At 51.5% G+C, this 20693-nt stretch carries 20 protein-coding genes; 15 read left to right on the top strand and 5 right to left on the bottom strand.

Going from position 1 to position 20693, the window contains the following annotated elements:
- The first annotated feature begins 18 nt into the window (after positions 1–18).
- The 6 genes from BZG13_RS05955 (at position 19) to dam (ending at position 6590) form a co-directional block, all read left to right on the top strand.
- Entirely contained in the window at positions 19–546 is a 528-nt protein-coding gene (locus BZG13_RS05955) for a pilus assembly protein PilP (RefSeq protein WP_158011727.1), read from the top strand.
- Positions 543–2288, top strand: coding sequence for a type IV pilus secretin PilQ (locus BZG13_RS05950; RefSeq protein WP_077458668.1), 1746 nt, complete (start codon positions 543–545; stop codon positions 2286–2288). Before BZG13_RS05955 ends, BZG13_RS05950 begins: the two co-directional genes overlap by 4 nt.
- 144 nt (positions 2289–2432) lie before the next feature.
- The gene (aroK, locus tag BZG13_RS05945) at positions 2433–2951 is read left to right on the top strand and encodes a shikimate kinase AroK (protein ID WP_077485802.1); all 519 of its coding nucleotides are present in this window, start codon (positions 2433–2435) and stop codon (positions 2949–2951) included.
- A gap of 19 nt (positions 2952–2970) precedes the next feature.
- On the top strand, positions 2971–4050 hold the full coding sequence (gene aroB, locus BZG13_RS05940; protein ID WP_077458666.1) for a 3-dehydroquinate synthase: 1080 nt from the start codon (positions 2971–2973) through the stop codon (positions 4048–4050).
- Positions 4051–4061: 11 nt separating this feature from the next.
- On the top strand, positions 4062–5687 hold the full coding sequence (locus BZG13_RS05935) for an AAA family ATPase (protein WP_077458665.1): 1626 nt from the start codon (positions 4062–4064) through the stop codon (positions 5685–5687).
- A gap of 72 nt (positions 5688–5759) precedes the next feature.
- Positions 5760–6590 (top strand): adenine-specific DNA-methyltransferase, encoded by an 831-nt coding sequence (gene dam / locus BZG13_RS05930; protein ID WP_077485800.1) that lies wholly within the window; start codon positions 5760–5762, stop codon positions 6588–6590.
- Positions 6591–6611: 21 nt separating this feature from the next.
- Here dam and BZG13_RS05925 read toward each other — a convergent pair whose 3' ends face one another.
- Entirely contained in the window at positions 6612–6800 is a 189-nt protein-coding gene (locus tag BZG13_RS05925) for a DUF2970 domain-containing protein (protein ID WP_069361854.1), read from the bottom strand.
- Between the two features lie 150 nt (positions 6801–6950).
- Here BZG13_RS05925 and rpe point away from each other — a divergent pair, with 150 nt between their 5' ends.
- From rpe to BZG13_RS05880, 9 genes are all read left to right on the top strand, one after another.
- Positions 6951–7625: a ribulose-phosphate 3-epimerase gene (gene rpe, locus BZG13_RS05920; RefSeq protein WP_077458663.1), complete on the top strand. Its 675-nt coding sequence runs from the start codon at positions 6951–6953 to the stop codon at positions 7623–7625.
- A gap of 9 nt (positions 7626–7634) precedes the next feature.
- The gene (locus tag BZG13_RS05915) at positions 7635–8315 is read left to right on the top strand and encodes a phosphoglycolate phosphatase (RefSeq protein WP_077458662.1); all 681 of its coding nucleotides are present in this window, start codon (positions 7635–7637) and stop codon (positions 8313–8315) included.
- A 61-nt stretch (positions 8316–8376) separates the two neighbouring features.
- Positions 8377–9390, top strand: a complete 1014-nt coding sequence (gene trpS, locus BZG13_RS05910) for a tryptophan--tRNA ligase (RefSeq protein ID WP_069361851.1) — start codon at positions 8377–8379, stop codon at positions 9388–9390.
- Between the two features lie 199 nt (positions 9391–9589).
- On the top strand, positions 9590–11932 hold the full coding sequence (locus BZG13_RS05905) for an ExeM/NucH family extracellular endonuclease (protein ID WP_077485798.1): 2343 nt from the start codon (positions 9590–9592) through the stop codon (positions 11930–11932).
- Between the two features lie 92 nt (positions 11933–12024).
- The gene (locus BZG13_RS05900; RefSeq protein WP_069361849.1) at positions 12025–12600 is read left to right on the top strand and encodes an anthranilate synthase component II; all 576 of its coding nucleotides are present in this window, start codon (positions 12025–12027) and stop codon (positions 12598–12600) included.
- Between the two features lie 367 nt (positions 12601–12967).
- Entirely contained in the window at positions 12968–14185 is a 1218-nt protein-coding gene (locus BZG13_RS05895) for an aspartate aminotransferase family protein (RefSeq protein ID WP_077485796.1), read from the top strand.
- Positions 14186–14214: 29 nt separating this feature from the next.
- Positions 14215–15237: an arginine N-succinyltransferase gene (gene astA, locus BZG13_RS05890; RefSeq protein WP_077485794.1), complete on the top strand. Its 1023-nt coding sequence runs from the start codon at positions 14215–14217 to the stop codon at positions 15235–15237.
- A 1-nt stretch (position 15238) separates the two neighbouring features.
- On the top strand, positions 15239–16720 hold the full coding sequence (gene astD / locus BZG13_RS05885) for a succinylglutamate-semialdehyde dehydrogenase (RefSeq protein ID WP_077458658.1): 1482 nt from the start codon (positions 15239–15241) through the stop codon (positions 16718–16720).
- A gap of 10 nt (positions 16721–16730) precedes the next feature.
- Positions 16731–17522: a DUF1338 domain-containing protein gene (locus BZG13_RS05880; protein WP_077485792.1), complete on the top strand. Its 792-nt coding sequence runs from the start codon at positions 16731–16733 to the stop codon at positions 17520–17522.
- 69 nt (positions 17523–17591) lie between these two features.
- On the opposite strand, the gene BZG13_RS05875 is transcribed toward BZG13_RS05880, so the two are convergent.
- From BZG13_RS05875 to BZG13_RS05860, 4 genes are all read right to left on the bottom strand, one after another.
- Positions 17592–18458: a hypothetical protein gene (locus BZG13_RS05875; protein ID WP_069361844.1), complete on the bottom strand. Its 867-nt coding sequence runs from the start codon at positions 18456–18458 to the stop codon at positions 17592–17594.
- A 130-nt stretch (positions 18459–18588) separates the two neighbouring features.
- Positions 18589–19221 (bottom strand): cAMP-activated global transcriptional regulator CRP, encoded by a 633-nt coding sequence (gene crp / locus BZG13_RS05870; RefSeq protein WP_002535199.1) that lies wholly within the window; start codon positions 19219–19221, stop codon positions 18589–18591.
- Positions 19222–19470: 249 nt separating this feature from the next.
- Positions 19471–20340 carry a phosphoribulokinase gene (locus BZG13_RS05865; RefSeq protein ID WP_069361843.1) on the bottom strand — a complete coding sequence of 290 codons (870 nt, stop codon included), beginning with the start codon at positions 20338–20340 and terminating at the stop codon, positions 19471–19473.
- Positions 20341–20396: 56 nt separating this feature from the next.
- Positions 20397–20615 carry a YheU family protein gene (locus tag BZG13_RS05860; RefSeq protein WP_069361842.1) on the bottom strand — a complete coding sequence of 73 codons (219 nt, stop codon included), beginning with the start codon at positions 20613–20615 and terminating at the stop codon, positions 20397–20399.
- Positions 20616–20693 lie beyond the last annotated feature (78 nt).

Below are 20693 nucleotides of genomic sequence, written 5' to 3'. Positions count from 1 at the left end.
ATGGTAGTAAGGAGCAGTATGAGACGCTACGGGTACATCTTTCTAGCACTTCTCAGTGGCTGTCATCATGATCATACCGACATTGATCAGTTTATGAGACAGGCAAAATCGCACGCCGAGGTGAGCGCCACCCGGATCCCGCCCGCGCCAACCTACCAGCCGCTTGCTTTTTCCGCGAGCGGTCGCGACCCCTTTTTTCTTGCGCCTGATAGTCGACAGGATCTCGCAGCAATGGGGGATTGTTGGCAGCCCACTTCGGGAGAGCAGACGTCTCCACTGACGGCGGTGCCACTCGATCAGCTTCAGATGACAGGCAGTTTAACCAAAGGTGAGCAGAGGCAAGCACTCATGGCATTACCTAGCGGTTTGGTGCGCAAAGTGAAGCGGGGAGAGCGATTAGGACCGCATCATGGTCGTGTGATTCAGGTAGCACCTAACCAGGTGAGAATTAAACAGCTGTTGCCAGATGGGTTGGGTTGCTGGCAGCCGCGTTTTGTGACTTTGTCAACCCACCCCGGCGTGTCGGAAAAAGGATGGCGTGAATGAAAGCAAGCAGGGTAAAACGCACACTCGGATCAGGACTGGCGCAAGCTGTCATTGTGACTGTTTTCGTTTGTGGGATGGTATGGAGTACCGCAGTGGAGGCCGCTGAGGCAGTGACCTTAGTGCAGGCGCAACTTACGTCTCCCACGCCGCAAGAGACGCAGATCAGCTTGCGTTTTGACAGTGCCTCGGTGATGGCGGACTTTCGCCAGTTGAGCCCTAAGCAGCTCATGATTCGATTACCTCAGGTGGTCGTCAAGCCAGACTTACTTGGGCGGATGAAAGGGCAAGAGACGGGGTTGCCTGTGAACGCCGTTCACATCAACCAGGTCGCAGGCTACACCAAGATAGAAATTGATGCCCAGCAAGCGATGACGTTTGATTACCAACAACAGCATCAGCAATTAATTATCACCTTGCGCGACGCCGATCCGGCGACTGCTCAAGTCCCTGCTCCCGACGCACCGATTTCCATCAATTTCCAAGATATTCCTGTGCGGGCGGTGTTACAACTGATTGCCGAACAAAATCAATTTAATTTGGTGACCACTGACAGTGTGCAGGGCAATATCACCATGCGTATCGACGGGGTACCCTGGCAAGATGTGTTGGATGTGATTCTCAGGGTCAAGGGGTTAGACAAGCGCCAACGTGGGGATGTGATGTTAGTGGCCCCTCGTAAAGAACTGATGGCGCAAGAAAAACAAGATCTCGAGATGGCGCAACAAGCAGACGCGCTGTTGCCTTTGTCTTCTGCCGTGATCACCGTTAACTACGCCAAAGCCACTGACGTCGCGGCGTTAATCCGAGGCCAGGGGCAGGGAGTCAGCTTGCTGTCTCCTCGTGGTGCCGTCTCACTCGATTCGCGCACCAATGCGATCATCATTCGTGATATCGAGAAGAACATCGATCGTATTCGCACGTTAGTGAGTCATTTAGATGTGCCGGTCAAGCAAGTCGAGATAGAGGCACGCATTGTGACCGTCGAGCAAGGCTCAGTGGATGAACTCGGTGTGCGTTGGGGGCTATTGAATCGAAATGGCTCAACCACGGTTGGTCCGTCTGTGGAAGGTAACTTGATGTGGGATAGCAACGTGACGGGGCAAGGGCCTGAAAGCTTAAACGAGGCGGCGACAGACGGCGTTAATATGGGGGACTTTCTCAATGTGAACCTTGCGGCTGCTAACCCCTCCGCCTCGAGTATGGCGATGCAAGTGGCGAAGCTCGGCAATGACCTTCTACTCGATTTGGAGCTGTCGGCACTTGAAAGTGAAAGGAAAGCAGAAGTGGTATCCAGCCCTCGTCTGATCACCACCAATAAAAAAGCAGCCTACATTGAACAAGGGACAGAGCTGCCTTACCTCGAGGCGTCTTCAAGCGGTGCGGTGGCGGTGTCGTTTAAAAAAGCGGTGTTGAGCTTGTCGGTGACCCCACAAATTACGCCCAACAATACGCTGGTCTTGGATTTAAAGTTAACCCAAGATATGCCCGAAAAAGCGGTGGTGGCCGGAAAAGGCGAAGCGATGTCGATCAGTACCAAGCGCATTAATACCCAAGTGTTGGCGGAAAATGGTGAAACTGTCGTCTTAGGGGGGATCTTTCAGCAAACCATGATCAACAAAGAGACCCAAGTGCCGCTGCTGGGGGATATTCCGTTGGTTGGTAACTTGTTTAAGCACCAGTTAAAAGACCATGCAAAACGCGAACTTCTGATCTTTGTGACCCCTAAAATCGTCACAGGCTAGGTTAGGTGTTGCCAAAGGGGCCACTGTCCTGAGATAATTTTTAATCTGATCACGAAATATCTGTGAGGAATTGGCGCCTCGGGCTTTTTTCATTAAGCCTGCGGGCGGTGTTGTCTTATTTAACCGCGCGTAAAATTGCTTAAAATGGCTGAAAAACGAAACATCTTTTTGGTAGGCCCTATGGGGGCTGGTAAAAGCACAATTGGTCGTCATCTCGCTCAGCAACTTCATATGGAATTCTATGATTCTGATTCAGTGATTGAAGATCGTACTGGAGCAGACATTGCATGGGTATTTGACGTTGAGGGTGAAGAAGGTTTCCGTAAACGCGAAGAAAACGTGATAAACGACCTCACTGAAGAGCAAGGTATCGTTCTCGCGACTGGCGGTGGCTCGATCATGAGCAAAGAAAGCCGCAACCGTCTCTCTGCTCGTGGTGTGGTGGTGTATTTAGAAACCACCATCGAGAAGCAGCTGGCACGCACCCAACGCGATAAGAAACGACCACTATTACAAACTGACCAACCACGTGAAGTGCTTGAGGCGTTAGCGGAAGAGCGTAATCCTCTTTATCAAGWAATTGCTGATTATGTTGTCCGTACTGACGATCAAAGTGCCAAAGTGGTGGCGWATCAAATCATGGCGCTGTTAGAGCAGCAATAACCAAACACAGGACCCGACCATGGAACGGATAGACGTTAACCTAGGGGCACGTAGCTACCCTATCTCGATCGGTGAAGGGCTGTTAGCTGATGCTAGCCTATTTGGGAGCGTCCATTCGCGTCGGGTTGCTGTCATCAGTAATGAGACAGTGATGCCGCTATACGGCGACGCACTGGTCTCAACCTTAAAACAGGCAGGCGCGGCGGATGTCGCTCGCTTGAGTCTCCCCGATGGTGAGGCTTACAAGTCTTTAGAGACGTTTAATACCATCAATACCTTCCTATTAGAAAACAATTACAACCGTGATGTGGTACTCGTCGCGCTGGGCGGCGGCGTGATTGGTGACATCGTTGGTTTTGCCAGCGCCTGCTATCAGCGCGGGGTGGACTTTATCCAAGTGCCCACCACGTTATTGGCGCAGGTGGATTCATCGGTTGGTGGCAAAACAGCCATTAATCACCCACTGGGCAAAAACATGATTGGGGCTTTTTATCAGCCCCAAGCGGTGGTGATTGATACGCAAGTGCTTAGTTCTCTACCGCGTCGTGAGTTTGCCGCTGGCATGGCCGAAGTGATCAAATACGGCATTATCGCCGATGCGTCTTTCTTTGATTGGCTAGACAGCGAAATGACGGCACTGACAGCGCTCTCGCCGGATGCGCTCAGTTATGCCATTCGCCGCTGTTGCCAGATAAAAGCCGATGTGGTCGCACAAGATGAAACCGAGGCGGGCGTCCGTGCACTCTTAAACTTGGGTCATACGTTTGGCCATGCGATTGAGGCAGAAATGGGATATGGCAACTGGCTTCACGGTGAAGCGGTCTCGGCAGGGACGGTGTTGGCCGCTAAAACGGCGCAGCGACACGGTCTTATTGAGCCAAAAACTGTGTCACGCATCACTGCCTTACTGGAAAGTGCGGATCTTCCCATACAGGCACCCAGTGAGATGAACTACGATGCTTTTATTAAGCACATGATGCGTGATAAAAAAGTGCTTTCAGGACAGTTGCGCCTGGTTTTGCCGACAGCGATAGGCCAGGCTCAAGTGGTTGCAGATGTGCCCCATCAGTGTATTGCTGATGTGATTGATGCCGGTTAACCATTGAATGCATGACAGACACTTTTGATACTCTAGCATTGGATCTGGAAAGCCAAACCCAGCTCCTTTCTCGACTGCAATTTATTACCCGCTTTAGCGCCAACTTACTCCAAGTGACCGGGCCTGAGGGGGCAGGTAAAACCTGGCTCAGTGAGCGCTATATGGAGCAGTGGGCAGATGCGCATGTTCACGCCTTATTGGCGTGCCATACCGCCCAGAGCGATGCACAGCGCCGCGCTATCTTGTTGCGGCAAATTGTTAAAGATGGCGTGTTTAACGAAGCCGACCCGCTTATCGATAGCCTCACCATGATGCTCGATGGCGGAGGGTGCGATGCCTTATTGGTGATTGATGATGCGCACCGTTTGACCCCAGGCTTGTTGTCAGAGTTGTGGGCCTTGGTGCAACACGCACAGCATCAGGCTAATTGGCGTATCAATGTGGTGCTTTTCGCGCTCCCTGGAAAGTTGAACAAGTGGCTAAGCCAGGTGTCTTACGGGCACGAGCAAAAACCCCTGGAGCTGGAAATCTCCCCCCTCAATGAGGGAGAAGCCGAGATGTTTATTGATGTGTTGGCGGTTACCCAGCGCATCGGTGGCGAGAAAAAGAAACAGTGGTTAGCCAAACTTGCCAATCAAACCGTTTACCCCGGCACCATTATGGGAAAGGACAATCAGGAGACAGGCGCTGTGAGTAAAGATAAGAAAAAGCCCGCTAAAAACAACAAACCCTTCTTAATGCTGATTCTCGCTGTGGTATTGATGATCCTTGGAGCCGGTGCAATTTGGTGGGTATTTCCAAGCCAACAAGCTGACTCTGCGTCAGAGGCGGTGCTTCCTGAAGGGCTCAAGCAGTTAGACGATTTGCTCAGTGAACAAGAGGAGCAGACGCTCACTGACCCGCAAACAACGACCCAAACAGATGCACAACCTAGTGCGTCTAGCGCGGACGCGGGGAGTGGGACGATTGCCTCGCCATCTAGCGATAATGGTGCGGTAACGGAAGATCAGGCCGCCCTGCCAGATGATATCAATGGGGAAGGGCTGACTGTCGGGCGCAGTGATGAAGGCCAGCGAGTCGTGGTACCGGATGACGTGGTTGATGCGATTATTGATGAACAAGATGCCGGGGGAGACGGTACCGACGCCGTTGAGGAGCCGTTAGCCAGCGAAATCAGTGAGGCAGTGCCTTCACCTGCGGCACCGCAAACCACCGCTGATAACAGCGCGAGTTCAGATCAAGCGACCGATGAGGGCGCAACGGCGTCGCCGACCAACTCTGAATCAGACAATCGCAGCCAAAACAATCTCAGCCAGAATGAGGATGGGCTGCCATTCGCGCCACAAGCTTTGCTTAATGTTCCAGCCCAGCGTTATGCCTTGCAATTGGCCGCGCTGCAATCGCGGCAAGATGCCGTTGCCTTGATTGAGGATTATCAATTGGCTGACCGCGTGCAGGTGTACCAAACACCGCGAAACAACGCGACCTGGTATATGGTCTTGTTAGGTGACTATGCCAGTGTGACGGAAGCGCGTCGTGCTGAATTAAACTTAGCGGATAATGTCCGTGCACTGCAGCCTTTTGTGAAATCATTCAGTCAGATTCATCGCGAAATTAACCGAGCGAATGGCCAGTAAAATCCGCTGATTGATGACGCAAAATAGGGTACAATCCGCCCCTTTTCAGACCGCAGAGATAGATTAGGGGCAATGAGAAAGCATCGCGCGTTTCTAAAGTGGGCGGGAGGTAAGTACTCACTGGTTGATGACATTCGTCGTCATCTTCCTGAGGGTGACACGCTGATAGAGCCCTTTGTTGGGGCCGGATCGGTGTTTCTCAATACCGATTATGACCACTATATCTTGGCGGACATCAATCCTGATCTGATCAACTTGTACAACATTATAAAACAAACGCCATCGCGGTTTGTGACGGATGCGCGCGCGTTTTTCTGCCAAGAGTACAACCAAAAAGAGCGTTATTTGGATGTGCGCCGCGAGTTTAATCTCACCACGGATCCCTACTTACGTTCGCTGTTTTTCCTTTATATGAATCGTCACGGCTTCAATGGCTTGTGTCGCTACAATAAAAAGGGTGGCTTTAATGTCCCCTTTGGCTCCTACAAAAAACCTTACTTTCCGGAAAAAGAACTGGCGGTTTTTGCCGAAAAAGCGCAACGGGCAGAGTTCGTGTGTGAGGGGTACGCGGAAAGCTTTGCCCGAGCAAGCAAAGGCGACGTGATTTACTGTGATCCGCCGTATGCGCCGCTCACCGCCACGGCAAACTTTACCACCTACGCCACCAATGGCTTTACGCTGGACGATCAAGCCTTACTGGCCGAACAGGCTGAGCAGGCCTCTGTCAGCCAAGGGGTCCCGGTTCTTATCTCTAATCATGATACGCCTTACACCCGCCGCCTATACCGTGGCGCGTCGTTTAATGTCGTGAAAGTGAAACGCACCATCAGCCGTAATGGCCAAGGTCGCAATAAAGTGGATGAGTTGCTGGCACTGTTCGCTCCGCCATCTTCTAAGCAGTAACGTTTCCCTCCATCCCGACCGTTAGGCCAACACACTGACTAACGCCAGCAAAGCGGCGACAAAGATCCCAATCATCACCACACCGGTGATGATATACGCCGCCGGCGAATCATGGCCAAAATCTCGCTCGCGATTTTGTTGCGATTGGACGCCAAATAATGCCGCGATGACGCTTTTCATAACGTCAATGAGCCTAGGTTTTTTATCCATGATGCCTCCTTTTTTGGCGCCTCTGTTTACTCTAGTCAAGCGACGATAACTTGTCAGTGTCAGCGATGAGAAAACCGCGAACGGGTAAGACTTCACGGCCAATATCGGGTAGAATTGCGGCAACTTTTTGGTAATTGAGGCGACCGTGCTATGAAGGATTTTTTGATCGCGCCATCGATTTTGTCTGCTGATTTTGCGCGACTGGGTGAAGAAGTGGACAAGGTGCTCGCCGCGGGGGCGGACGTGGTCCATTTTGATGTGATGGATAATCATTATGTCCCCAACCTCACCTTTGGTGCCCCGGTTTGTCAGGCGTTACGTGACTATGGCATTACCGCCCCCATTGATGTCCACTTGATGGTTAAACCCGTCGACAGGATTATTCCGGATTTTGCCAAAGCTGGCGCGAGTATGGTGACGTTTCATGCCGAGGCCAGCGAGCATATCGATCGCACGTTACAACTGATCAAAGAGCATGACATGAAAGCGGGTCTGGTCTTTAACCCGGCCACCCCCTTGCACCATCTTGACTATGTGATGGATAAGTTGGATATGATCTTGCTGATGTCGGTCAACCCGGGGTTCGGCGGTCAGTCATTTATTCCTACCACGCTTGATAAACTGCGGGCAGTGCGTGAGCGTATTGATGCCAGCGGTCGAGACATCCGTCTCGAAATCGATGGTGGGGTGAAAGCGAACAACATCGCGGATGTTGCTGAGGCCGGCGCAGATATGTTTGTGGCGGGCTCCGCCATTTTTGGTCAGCCGGATTACAAGGCTGCCATTGATGAAATGCGTGCCGAACTGGCAAAAGTAGAAAGGTAATGAAGTCGTATGAGCCTGCGTTATATTGCATTTGATTTAGATGGCACCTTAGTTGATAGCGTGCCAGATTTGACCCAAGCGCTACAGATGATGCTGGCGGATTTGGACCGATCCACAGTGAGCGTGGCCGAGGTGACCGGCTGGATTGGCAACGGTGCCGATATCATGATCCGTCGCGCCTTGTCGCGCGCCCACGCGCACGATCCCGATTTAGACCCAGCCTTGGTGGCACAAGCCAGAGAGCGCTTCAATTTCCACTATGAAAACAATGGGCACGAAAAGACGGTGTTGTACCCTGGGGTGAAAGACACCTTGAACCACTTACACCAGCAAGGTTATCAACTGGGGGTGGTCACCAATAAGCCCTACGCCTTTGTGCCGGCCATTTTAGCGGATTTAGGCCTGGCCGAATTATTTACCGATGTGATCGGCGGCGATAGTTTATCGACCAGCAAGCCTGATCCTGAAGGCCTACACCTGCTTCGCGACAAGCACGGATTAACCAATGCCCAGATGTTGATGGTCGGTGATTCAAAAAATGATATTTTAGCGGCCCAGAATGCCGGATTCGCCTCCGTTGGCCTGACCTATGGCTACAACTATGGCGAGCCTATCAGTGACAGCCGACCTACCTATATCTTGGATCAGTTTAGTGAGTTAGGTTCTGTGGTTGCTAACCACTCCGTATAACGCGTTTAATAAGTAAATTAAGACCGCCCCCACGGGCAATATGTAAAGGAATCAAATCATCATGAGTCAACCTTCAAAACCCATTGTATTGAGTGGTGTGCAACCCTCTGGCGAGCTAAGTATTGGTAACTATCTGGGCGCGTTGCGTCAGTGGGAACAGATGCAAGATGATTATGACTGCCAATATTGCGTGGTGGATTTACATGCGATCACCGTCCACCAGGATGCTGACGCGTTACGCGAAGCCACGCTTGATGCCTTAGCCCTTTGCTTGGCGGTGGGGGTGAGCCCAGAAAAAAGTAACCTGTTTGTGCAGTCACACGTGCCTGAGCACGCGCAACTGAGCTGGGTCCTTAACTGTTACACCCAAATGGGTGAGCTAAACCGGATGACCCAGTTCAAAGATAAGTCGCAGCGCCATGCTGAGAACATTAACGCGGGATTATTTAGTTATCCGGTATTGATGGCGGCAGACATTCTTTTGTATCAAACCAACCAGGTGCCCGTTGGTCATGACCAAAAGCAACACCTGGAGTTGGCGCGTGATGTGGCGACTCGCTTTAACAATCGTTATGGCGATGTATTTGTGCTCCCAGAGCCGTATACACCCGACGTCAATGCCCGGGTCATGAGCCTGCAAGATCCGACCAAAAAAATGTCTAAATCGGACGATAATCGCAACAATGTGATTGGTTTGCTGGAAGACCCTAAAGTGATCGCGAAAAAAATTAAACGTGCGGTGACTGACTCCGAAGAGCCACCACGGGTGCGTTTCGATATTGCGCAAAAGCCAGGGGTGTCTAATCTGCTTGGATTATTGTCGGGCGCCACGGGTGAGTCGATTGACGCGCTCGAGCAAGCCTACGAGGGCAAGATGTACGGGCATTTGAAAAAGGATACCGCAGACGCGGTGGTCGCTATGCTTGAGCCGTTGCAAGCGCGTTATCACGAGTACCGTGCCGATCGCGCATTGCTTGATAGTGTGATGCAAAAAGGGGCTGCTCATGCCTCGGCGCGCGCGCAAGAGACATTGCGCAAAGTCTATGACGCAGTGGGCTTTGTTCCTCGCGTATAGCACGTCACTAAACGATGGCAAAAGCAGCGGGTGAAAGCTCGCTGCTTTTTTTTAACATAACTGAACCAGCTTCTCACTTCTAATTACTTCATCAATAATCGCTGATTCCGGTGCGATTCATATCACGTCATATCCTGTACCTATCATGAATAATACACTCGATTTTCGAGTAAACACTCAATTACGTGAAGGAACAGGTATGAAAAAGCCAATGATGTGGTCACCGCTTGCGCTGGTAATGGCGGGGATTGCACTGCCCGCGGCGGCAAAAGCGCCACTTACCGAGAACTACCAATGTGGGGTGACCACCCCGACCCCCATTTATGCCATTCAAGGTGATGGTGCACGGAGCCCGCTCGTCCCAGATGGCCAATATAGCTCAGACAAAACCTATGCCGTACAAGGGGTGGTGACGGCGATCACCCAAGGCCTATACAAAGGGGTCTGGATTCAAGATCCGCAAGGCGATGGTAACCCGGCAACGTCCGACGGATTGTTTGTCTATTTGCGTGACGCGCAAGACTTAGACTTGGTGCCCGGTGATACGCTTTGTGCCAGCGGGAAAATCAAAGAGTACTACGGCCATACCCAGCTAGGTGTCACGGACGGACAGGTAGCAAAGGGGGCTTACCAAGGTGACGTGCTACCTACTGCTATCCGTGTGGGGGCCGAGGAAACCCTCGATCAGGCACTGGAGCGCTATGAAGGCATGAAGGTGACCATGGACGCTGACAGTGAATTAGTGATCACCCGTAATTTCGGTTTTGATTACGATGCGTTCCGCAACAACATGGTGTTATCGCATCAGGCCCCTTTGTATAAACCGACACAATGGCATCCAGCGTTAACACCAGGTGCTGAGGCGCTGGCAGAGAAAAATGACCAAAACCAGCTTTATATTGAAACCGATAAAAAAGCGAAAGATGGCGAGATCCCGTACTTCCCTGGCCTCGATGCCGAGCAAGGCTATTTGCGGATTGGCGATCGCATCGAACGGTTAAGTGGTGTGCTGGGCTATAGCTACAGCCAGTATCGTCTGGTGGCGACTAACACCATCACCGCTGGGGATATTGTGCATCGCAATGACCGTCAAGCGGCGCCTAAAACGGTACCAGGCACAGATATTAAGGTCGCGAGCTTTAATGTGCTTAACTACTTTACTAGCGCCAGTGCGGTCGGTGGCCCACTCAATGTCACTTGCGAGGATCAGGCGGATGCCGATGCAAACCGCGGCTGTAATCGCGGGGCAAAAACGGCGGCTGAGTTTGAACTGCAACGCGCGAAAATCGTTAACGCGTTGACGGCAATGGATGCTGATATCGTTGGGCTGATGGAGATTGAAAACAACGGCTTTGCAGCGGGTAGTGCCATCGATGATCTGGTGACTCAACTTAACGCCCAGTTTGCTGATCCCCGTGATCACTACCAATTTGTTGAGCCGAGTGAGGCGGAGAAAACCCAAGGCGCTTACTTTGGCTCTGATGCCATCATGGTAGGCATGATTTATCGTCCGGCGACAGTCGCATTAGCAGGTGATGCCCAGGCTATCCCAATGCCGGAACAGCATATCAGTGGCGAAAGCCCAGACGGAGAAACCAAGACACTCGACAAATACCAGCGTGATAGCTTGATCCAACGCTTTATGGTCAATGATCAACCTTTGAGTGTGGTGGTGAATCATTTTAAATCAAAGGGCTCGGGCTGTTATGAAGATTGGATTGCCGGCGAGTTTGATAGTGAAACGGCTGATCTGCAGGGGCGTTGCAATGAGTTCCGCGTCTCGGCGGCGGTGGCATTAGGTGAGCGATTAGACACCGTAGATGGCGATGTCCTGATCTTGGGTGACCTAAATGCGTACGCCAAAGAAGATCCTGTTCGTGTGCTGACGGACTATCAGCGCCGCGAGGGGCAGCGCGATATTCTCACCGCTGCGGGCACCGAAATTCGTGGTGTGCCTATGCATGCAACCGGCCAACCGGTGGAAGAGGGATTGGGGTATACCAATTTGGCCACCGACTGGCTAGGGGACAAAGCCTATTCATATTCGTTCTCGGGTGAGCTGGGTGCCTTGGATCATGCTTTGGCCAATGCCAGCTTGGCGAGCAAAGTGGTTGGCGTGGAAGAGTGGCACATTAACTCGGTAGAAAGTACGCTGTTTGAATATAGCCGCAAATATACCGGCGATTTGGTGAAATCGGACAATGTGTTCTCATCCTCTGATCACGACCCTGTCTTGATCTCGCTTGACTACCCAGAGCCTGTGGTGCCTGTTTCTGTGACCGTGAACAATCGCAGCATTTTACCCATTGTACCGCTGCTTAATGGGCAAAAAAGCCCGGCTCATGCGTGGATGAAATGGCGCGCGACGCGCACGTTCAACCAAGCCAGTCCTTTGGTTCAATCCTTGGAGTTAACCGCAGATGACCGTATCGCGGTGTCGGTAAAAGCCTTGGGGCTGTTCCCTGTTTATTGTGGTCGTGCGCCTGCCGACACGCCGATGACAGTGACATACACTGGCTTTCGCTGTCAGTTAAACCGTTAACCAATAAGCGTCGTCCCAGGTTCACGCTAGGATGACGCTCTATAAGCACTGTGTTAGCATCATGCCGGTTTTCAATCGCATGGCCGAGCACAGTGCTTCTTATCATCGATAACTACGATTCTTTCACCTATAACTTGTATCAATACTTTTGTGAATTGGGCGCGTCTGTTTGCGTCAAACGCAATGATGCGATTAGCTTGGCGGAGATAGAGGCGATGGCGCCCACGCATATCGTGGTCTCGCCAGGCCCTTGTACCCCCGATGAGGCGGGGATCTCGCTGGCGGTGATTGAGCACTTTGCGGGAAAGGTTCCCCTTTTAGGTGTTTGTCTAGGCTACCAAGCCCTGGCGCAAGTATTTGGTGCTAAGGTGATACGCGCAAAGGCAGTGATGCATGGTAAAACATCGCCCGTCGACCACAAAGAACAAGGTATCTTTGCGCATTTGCCAAGCCCGCTTACCGTCACGCGATATCACTCCTTAGTGGTGGATCTACACAGCTTACCTGCTTGTTTGATGGTAACAGCGACCACCACGGAGGCGGATGGGCGCGAAATCATCATGGGGTTAAAACACCGAGAGCTGGCGGTAGAAGGGATACAATTTCATCCAGAAAGCATTCTCACCCAAGAGGGGCATGCGTTACTGGCCAACTTTCTCCAACAATAACCCCGTCAACTAAAGGTCACGACCGTTTTAAGCGCTATGACTTGGGGCCATCTCAGTCGTGCGCCATTACACAGCATTGCACTAAATCGCGATCTTTATCACTAATTTTACATTTCGCGATTTTTGACTGCCTTATCAATGGCTGCAACCTTATGCAGCCTGGGTAGTCTCTCCCTTCAGTCTTGCCTATTTGGCATCATAGTCTTGCTTGCTCTGCGCTTCTCCCTGCTCACAGTTTATGCATAACTATCTCTGTAAACTGCATGAGTTCGGTTACCCTGCTGAAAACAAAACATAATCTGCTATTGCTGCAGTTAAAATAATGTAAATACTATGCGTCATAGATAAAACACAGAAGGATTGAGTGATGACAATGGAGCACAAAGTAGAACGTAAACTCTTCGACGAAGTCATGGTGCCATGTTACAACCCAATGCCGATGATCCCGGATCATGGTAAAGGATCGCGTATCTGGGATCAGGAAGGTCGAGAGTATATCGATTTTGCCGGTGGTATCGCGGTGAGCTGTTTAGGTCATTGTCATCCGGTCATGGTGGATGCACTGACTGAGCAAGCGCAGAAGCTGTGGCACTTGAGCAATGTGATGACCAATGCGCCCGCGTTGCGCCTCGCCAAACGCCTCACTGAGCTTTCCTTTGCCGACCGCGTGTTTTACGCGAACTCAGGCGCCGAAGCCAACGAAGCAGCGCTTAAACTGGCGCGCCGCTGGGCAAAAGAGGAGCACGGCGAGCACAAAAGTGAAATTATCGCGTTCACCAAAGGTTTCCACGGTCGCACCTTCTTTACCGTGACAGTGGGCGGTCAGCCTGCCTACTCTGACGGTTTTGGTCCAAAGCCTGGCGATGTTACCCACCTTCCTTATAACGATATCGCCGCATTGGCTGACCATATTTCCGATCGCACCTGTGCGGTGATGATGGAGCCATTGCAAGGTGAAGGTGGGATCGTGCCGCCAGAGCCAGGCTTTTTGCAGGCCGTGCGCGAGCTGTGTGATAAGCACAATGCGTTGCTGATATTTGACGAAGTACAAACTGGCAATGGCCGTACTGGTACCTTCTATGCCTATCAAGAATCAGGGGTCGAGCCAGACATTCTGGCGACGGCTAAATCATTGGGTGGCGGTATCCCCATTGGTGCCATGCTTACCACCGAACGTCTCGCGGCACATATGAAGCCGGGTGTTCATGGCTCCACCTATGGCGGTAATCCATTGACGTGTGCGGTGGCAGAAGCGGTGGTCAATGAAGTGACCAAGCCTGACGTCTTAGACGGTGTGATGGCGCGCGAGCAATGGTTCCGTGATGGTTTAGAAGCGATTAACGATAAGTACGGCATTTTCAGTGAAGTCCGTGGCAAAGGCTTGCTACTCGGTGCGGCACTGAACCAAGACTGGGAAGGCCGTGCACGTGATATTCTGGTTGCTGCGGGTGAAGAAGGCCTGTTGGTATTAGTCGCCGGCCCAAATGTGGTGCGGTTTACTCCCTCATTGGTGATTACCAAAGCCGATATTGAAGAAGGGATGGCACGCCTGGAGCGCGCGATTGCGAAGGTTGTTGCAGGATAAGCGACCTCATACACTCGGAGGGATTTGAGATGTTAGTTATTCGGCCTATCCGTGCATCAGATTTTGATGCACTGATGTTGTGTGCGGAAGCGTCCGGCCACGGGTTTACCTCGTTGCCGGTAGATGCCGATTTGCTCCAAGGGCGAATTGATAATTCGTTAGAAAGTTTTGCCAAAAAGGTGACTGAACCTGGCCCGGAAGGGTATTTGATGGTCGCTGAAGATTTAGAAACCGGCGAAATTGCGGGAACAACAGGCATCGAAGCCGCGATTGGTCTCGACAATCCATTTTACAGTTACCACCTGACTAAGGTGGTGCACTCGTCGCGTAAATTGAATGTGCACAACATTGTGGAAGTGCTGACGTTTGGCAACAACTACACCGGCACCACAGAGATCTGCACCTTATTTATGCGCCCTGAGTTTCGTGGCGGCCTAAACGGCAAGCTTTTATCTAAGTGTCGGTTCTTGATGTTGGCACAATTTCCCGAGCGTTTCGCAGACGTGGTCTTTGCAGAAATGCGTGGCGTGTCGGATGACGACGGCAACTCGCCGTTTTGGCAATGGTTGAAGGATAACTTCTTTAACATTGACTTCACGTTGGCCGACTACCTCACCGGGATTGGGGCCAAGGGCTTTATTGCCGACTTGATGCCAAAATTACCGATTTACGTGAGCTTACTCAGTGAAGAAGCACGTGCTGTCATTGGGCAAGTGCATCCAAATACCCGTCCAGCACTGCGTTTGTTGGAAAAAGAGGGCTTTTCGTGCCGAGGTTATGTCGACATCTTTGATGCCGGCCCCACGGTAGAATGCTTACGTCACAATATCGAATCCGTGCGTCATTCTTTCAACGCCTCGGCAAGCGTCAGAGAGCACAGCAGCGCGCAGGACTATTTAATATCGAACACGGAGTTTGCCGGTTTCCGCGCCACGGCGGCGAAAGCGGCGGTCGATCATGAAACCAATCAGGCAGTGATTAGCCCCGCGGTAGCAGACGCATTGAATGTAAAAGAAGGCGATCAGCTGCGTTTGATTGCCATGGAGGGATAAGATGACAACGCAATCAGCAGGCCATCTGATTAACGGTGAATGGGTCAAAGGCGAGGGTGAGGTAATGACCTCGCAAAATCCCTTTGATAGTCAATGTATTTGGCAAGGTGAAGAAGCGACGCGCCCTCAGGTTGAACAAGCGGTGAGTGCCGCTCGTGAGGCCTTCCTCCGTTGGCGAAATACCGACTTTGCCGAGCGCCAAGCGCTGGTTGAACGCTTTGCCGAGATAGTAAAAGCGAATACCGATGATTTAGCGCGCACTATTGCTGAAGAGACGGGCAAACCGTTCTGGGAAACCAAAACCGAAGTCGGTGCCATGGTAGGCAAAGTGGCGATTTCATTGCGCGCTTACCACGAGAGAACAGGATCCCGCGAGAAGGACGTCAATGGTACGCAAGCTGTGTTGCGTCACCGTCCGTTAGGTGTGATGGCGGTTTTTGGTCCGTACAACTTCCCGGGTCATCTGCCCAATGGCCACATTGTTCCCGCATTACTGGCCGGTAATAGTGTGGTGTTTAAACCCTCAGAGCTAACGCCAAAAGTGGCGGAGAAAACGCTGGAATATTGGGTAGAGGCGGGGCTGCCGCATGGCCTTATCAATTTGGTGCAAGGTGGCCGTCATACCGGTGAGGCACTGGCGCAAGCCCGAGGCATTGATGGTTTGTTGTTTACCGGTAGCGCCAATACCGGCCATATCCTCCATCGCCAGTTCGCCGGTCAGCCCGATAAGATGTTGGCGCTAGAAATGGGGGGAAATAATCCCCTAGTGGTCAGTGATCAGTTTGGTGATTTAGACGCCACCGTCTATGCCATCATTCAGTCCGCGTATCTCAGTGCGGGGCAACGTTGCACCTGTGCACGCCGCCTGCTGCTGCCTGAGGGAGAAGTGGGTGACAAGATCTTAACGCGCCTAGCACAATGGACAAAAACCGTGCGAGTGGGCGGCCAGTTTGATGATCCGGCCCCGTTTATGGGCGCACAGATCTCAGTGGCAGCGGCGGAAGGTATTTTGGCCACACAGCAAAAGTTGGTCGACCTCGGCGCGAAGCCGGTGATTGAGTGTGAACATCAGCATGATGCGGTGATCTCGCCAGGGATCTTGGATGTCAGTGGTATCCAAGACTTGCCGGATGAAGAGTATTTTGGTCCGCTGCTGCAAGTGCAGCGCTATCAGAATATGGTCGATGCGGTGACCAAAGCCAATGACACCCGTTATGGGTTGTCTGCTGGGCTCATCAGTGAAGACGATGGGGAATGGCAATATTTCCTTGACCATATTCGTGCCGGGATTGTTAACCGCAACCGTCAATTGACCGGAGCCAGTGGCGATGCACCCTTTGGTGGGCCAGGCGCGTCGGGGAACTTACGCCCTAGCGCGTATTATGCGGCAGACTATTGTGCTTATCCCATGGCCTCCATGGAGGGCGAGCAGGTAGTGCTGCCCGATACGTTCGCCCCCGGTATACCGACTCAACAGGACTAAGGAGAGCAACATGGACAGTGGCCAAGCGTTATTCGACAAACTGTGGCAGGACTACATCAACCGCCTGTGCCCATCGGCACACAAGGTGCATGCCTTGTTAGAAGAAGGGCAGCCTTTGATCAATGATCATATTGCTTTGCGGACATTTGGGTTGCCCAAGGTTGGGCTTGAGGTATTGGCGCGCCCTTTCCTGGCGTTAGGCTATCAGCAAAAAGGGGACTATACCTTTGAAGCGAAAAAGCTCAACGCCTGCCATTTTGAGCACCCCGATCCTCTGATGCCAAAAGTCTTTATCAGTGAGTTGATGGTCGAGCAATGCTCGCCCGCGCTTCAGGCGATTGTTGAGAAGCTGGTGGCACAAGTTGATGCGTCGTCACTCACAGGCAGTGACTTTCTCCATCAGGGTCGCTTGTGGGACATTGACTGGGCAACCTATCAAACACTTGCCGAAGAGAGTGAATATGCGTCTTGGGTGGCGGCACACGGTTATGGTGCCAACCATTTTACCGTGAGTGTGAATCAGCTGAATGCGCATGATGATTGCCTCTCGGTGAATAACCGATTGCGCGACAATGGCTTTGCGATTAACGAGTCAGGCGGGGAAGTCAAAGGTGACGCGTCGGTGTATCTGGAGCAATCCTCCACCATGGCAGATCGCGTGCCAGTTGCTTTTTCTGATGACACGCAAACCATCCCGGGTGGTTTTTATGAGTTTGCTAAGCGTTATGTTCTGCCCAATGGTGAGCTTTACCAAGGTTTTGTGGCTGCCTCGGCAGACAAAATCTTTGAAAGCACCCATTAGTGCGCCACACATCGCTTAATCGACATCATAGGGAAAAGGGAGCGTATGCTATGCTCCCTTTTTTATCGTCTATTGAGCCTCGATATCGAGCCAATACGTGTCTGGAATGGCTTGTGTTTCGTTGCTTAAATGCGGGTTATCGACCCGGATCACGGTGCGTTCACCAATGTTGGCTTTTTCAAACGTTTCTTTGACCAGCGGAGCGTTGTTGAAAAACTCAATAAATGATCCGTCTTGGTATGCCGCTTCAAAAGCACCATTCAACATGTCGGCGACGTCAGCATGTTGCGGAGACACAAACAGGAACATCGGGAAGCGATAGATCAGCATCAGATGCGGGTCAACTAACAGATTACCGTATTGTGGCCGCTCGGCTAATTCACTAAAAGGCTCAATCAAGGCACGCGGGAAGAGATCAGCACGACCTGTATCAACCACTTTGAAAATATTTTCAAAGCTCGATATTTCGCGTACGCGAAATCCCGCTGAGTTGAGCACCTTGACGTCGGCCCAGCCCTGTCCCTGAATCATAGTAAGAGACTGCAAATCACCCGCGCTACTTATCTGAGCGAGTTGGGGCTCCGTGGCTTGGTTGGTAATAAACAGGCGATGGCCGAGTAGACCACGAAACACGGGATAGCGAATGGGGATCAGTTCAGATTCCAGCGTGCGGTCGGCACCCAGCCAGTCGATAGTGAGCTTGCCTTGCTTGAGCATTTCCACCTTACGAGACTGAGAGCCAATTTGGCCGTCAAAAGCTTGCAAGGTGACAGGCTCTCCTGATTTTTCGGCAAGAAACTCAATCAGCTCAATGGCATAGAGATCAAGCGCCGACCCAGCGCGTGGCTCGGGGTGCACAATTGTGGTATTGGACACGGCATGGGCTGAAAACACAGAGAGCGCCAAGGCGGTGAGAGAAACCATGAGTTTTTTCATAAACGATACCTTGTTAGTTTTATGTTAACCATATCGTTTTGAGTGTAGAAGTTATCCAGACGCTTGCCAGAAAGCGGAGATAAAAAAACCGACGCCAGGGCGTCGGTTGGTGATACAGAGAGCGGCGCAATTAGCGTGTGCCGTATACCACGATGGTTTTACCGTGTGCGGAAATGAGGTTTTGCTCTTCCAGCATTTTGAGGATACGTCCCACGGTTTCACGCGAACAGCCGACGATTTGGCCAATTTCCTGACGGGTGATCTTAATTTGCATACCATCAGGGTGAGTCATGGCATCCGGCTGTTTAGCCAAGTTCAACAAGGTTTGCGCGATGCGGCCTGTGACGTCCAGGAAGGCGAGATCCCCGACCTTTTGGCTCGTTACCTGCAAACGACGCGCCATTTGTGAAGACAGGCGCATTAAGATGTCAGGATTCACTTGAATGAGCTGGCGGAACTTCTTAAACGAAATTTCTGCCACTTCACACGGTGATTTAGCGCGCACCCAAGCAGTGCGCTCCTGGTCTTCTTCGAAAAGTCCGAGCTCACCAATGAAGTCACCTTGGTTAAGGTAAGACAGGATCATTTCCTTGCCTTCTTCATCTTTGATCAGTACGGCCACAGACCCTTTCACGATGTAATACAAGGTCTCCGCCTTCTCACCTGCATGGATAAGCGTGCTTTTAGACGGATACTTATGAATATGACAATGTGAAAGGAACCACTCGAGTGTAGGGTCTGTTTGAGGTTTTCCTGGAACCATATAACTTATTTCCTCTGCATGTGTTGCCCGGCAACAACGTCCTATCTTTGTCTGAGGGGTAACCCATCAGATCATTGCACAGAATACGAAGTCTGAACGCGGGCTACAAGCTCACTGTATGTTAACAAGAGTGTATCTTTTTTTGTTGGTGATTTCTTGATTTTGATCTAGGCCAACCGCCTAAAAATCTGGCAAAAACGTGGCTAAGATCACGGCTTGAGAAGTAATACATCATGGATGCGCTACGCCTTAGCCAATCTTGCCTTTTTCTATCAATTGTTGGATCAATGGACGGATGATCAATTCCATCGCAAAGCCCATTTTTCCTCCCGGTACCACTAAGGTGTTATGCCGTGACATAAACGACCCAGTGATCATTTGCAACAGATAAGGGAAGTCGACGTTTTTCATTCCACGAAAGCGGATCACCACAAAACTTTCATCCAAAGACGGGATCCCTTTGGCATTTAATGGGTTTGAGGTATCTACCGTCGGCACGCGTTGAAAGTTGATATGGGTACGAGAAAACTGCGGGGTGATGTAGTGCAGGTAATCATCCATTGAGCGCACAATCGAGTCGGTCACCGCCTCACGAGAGTGGCCTCTATCGCGCGTATCGCGGACAAATTTTTGAATCCACTCTAGGTTGACGATCGGCACCATTCCAATCAAGAGATCGACATGCTGTGCAACATTGACATCACCATCGACCACTCCGCCGTGCAGTCCCTCGTAAAACAATACATTGGTATTGTCGGCTAAGTCTTGCCATGGCGTGAAGGTGCCAGGCATTTGGTTATAGGGCACCGCTTCATCAAAGGTATGTAAATAGCGGCGATATTTCCCGGTGCCTTGCTCACCATACTCACGGAAAAACTGCTCTAGCCGCGGGAAATCGTTGGCCGTGGGGCCAAAGTAGCTGATATGTTTGCCTTGTTCACGTGCTTTACGGATCTCGACGTCCATTTCAGGACGGGTAAAGCGATGAAAGCTATCCCCTTCTAGCCAGGCCGCTTTGATGTTCATCATCTGGAACATCTTTCGGAAGGCTTCCGAGGTGGTGGTGGTACCGGCTCCTGATGAGCCGGTGACCGCAATAATAGGATGTTTAGCCGACATGACGCGCCCTGTCATTCAGTCTGAATTTGTATCGCGATACGGCGTGTACTGCGATGCTAAGAGCCGAGTGCTGTTTTACGACGAATATCCACTGTCTCGTGCAACTCGGAATATACAATCACGGCGTCCCCGGATTGCAATTGTTGGCGAACATCATCCACTTTTTGTGCAAAGCTGACTTCTTGCTCACCATAATCGGTTCCTTCCCGTAACACAAAGTGCTCGATTAACGCTGTCAGCGTCTCGTCAGGAATCGACTGCCATGGAACCATCATACTACATCACCTTTTATTGATCTCAGGATGGCATCCTCGGATGCCTGATGTGAATGTTGTGAATTGGCTCGCATTTTA

Origin of the sequence: Salinivibrio sp. ML323 (assembly GCF_001995745.1) — a bacterium.
Taxonomy (GTDB): Bacteria; Pseudomonadota; Gammaproteobacteria; order Enterobacterales; family Vibrionaceae; genus Salinivibrio; species Salinivibrio kushneri.
The sequence above is the reverse complement of the archived record's forward strand: the minus strand, read 5'-3'. Positions and strand labels throughout refer to the sequence as shown.

What these genes read in the sequence shown, in the direction of transcription:
- BZG13_RS05955 (WP_158011727.1), top strand. Translation starts at nt 19, where the DNA reads ATGAGACGCTACGGGTACATCTTTCTAGCACTTCTCAGTGGCTGTCAT.
- BZG13_RS05950 (WP_077458668.1), top strand. Translation starts at nt 543, where the DNA reads ATGAAAGCAAGCAGGGTAAAACGCACACTCGGATCAGGACTGGCGCAA.
- aroB (WP_077458666.1), top strand. Translation starts at nt 2,971, where the DNA reads ATGGAACGGATAGACGTTAACCTAGGGGCACGTAGCTACCCTATCTCG.
- BZG13_RS05935 (WP_077458665.1), top strand. Translation starts at nt 4,062, where the DNA reads ATGACAGACACTTTTGATACTCTAGCATTGGATCTGGAAAGCCAAACC.
- dam (WP_077485800.1), top strand. Translation starts at nt 5,760, where the DNA reads ATGAGAAAGCATCGCGCGTTTCTAAAGTGGGCGGGAGGTAAGTACTCA.
- BZG13_RS05925 (WP_069361854.1), bottom strand. Translation starts at nt 6,800, where the DNA reads ATGGATAAAAAACCTAGGCTCATTGACGTTATGAAAAGCGTCATCGCG.
- rpe (WP_077458663.1), top strand. Translation starts at nt 6,951, where the DNA reads ATGAAGGATTTTTTGATCGCGCCATCGATTTTGTCTGCTGATTTTGCG.
- BZG13_RS05915 (WP_077458662.1), top strand. Translation starts at nt 7,635, where the DNA reads ATGAGCCTGCGTTATATTGCATTTGATTTAGATGGCACCTTAGTTGAT.
- trpS (WP_069361851.1), top strand. Translation starts at nt 8,377, where the DNA reads ATGAGTCAACCTTCAAAACCCATTGTATTGAGTGGTGTGCAACCCTCT.
- BZG13_RS05905 (WP_077485798.1), top strand. Translation starts at nt 9,590, where the DNA reads ATGAAAAAGCCAATGATGTGGTCACCGCTTGCGCTGGTAATGGCGGGG.
- BZG13_RS05895 (WP_077485796.1), top strand. Translation starts at nt 12,968, where the DNA reads ATGACAATGGAGCACAAAGTAGAACGTAAACTCTTCGACGAAGTCATG.
- astA (WP_077485794.1), top strand. Translation starts at nt 14,215, where the DNA reads ATGTTAGTTATTCGGCCTATCCGTGCATCAGATTTTGATGCACTGATG.
- astD (WP_077458658.1), top strand. Translation starts at nt 15,239, where the DNA reads ATGACAACGCAATCAGCAGGCCATCTGATTAACGGTGAATGGGTCAAA.
- BZG13_RS05880 (WP_077485792.1), top strand. Translation starts at nt 16,731, where the DNA reads ATGGACAGTGGCCAAGCGTTATTCGACAAACTGTGGCAGGACTACATC.
- BZG13_RS05875 (WP_069361844.1), bottom strand. Translation starts at nt 18,458, where the DNA reads ATGAAAAAACTCATGGTTTCTCTCACCGCCTTGGCGCTCTCTGTGTTT.
- crp (WP_002535199.1), bottom strand. Translation starts at nt 19,221, where the DNA reads ATGGTTCCAGGAAAACCTCAAACAGACCCTACACTCGAGTGGTTCCTT.
- BZG13_RS05865 (WP_069361843.1), bottom strand. Translation starts at nt 20,340, where the DNA reads ATGTCGGCTAAACATCCTATTATTGCGGTCACCGGCTCATCAGGAGCC.
- BZG13_RS05860 (WP_069361842.1), bottom strand. Translation starts at nt 20,615, where the DNA reads ATGATGGTTCCATGGCAGTCGATTCCTGACGAGACGCTGACAGCGTTA.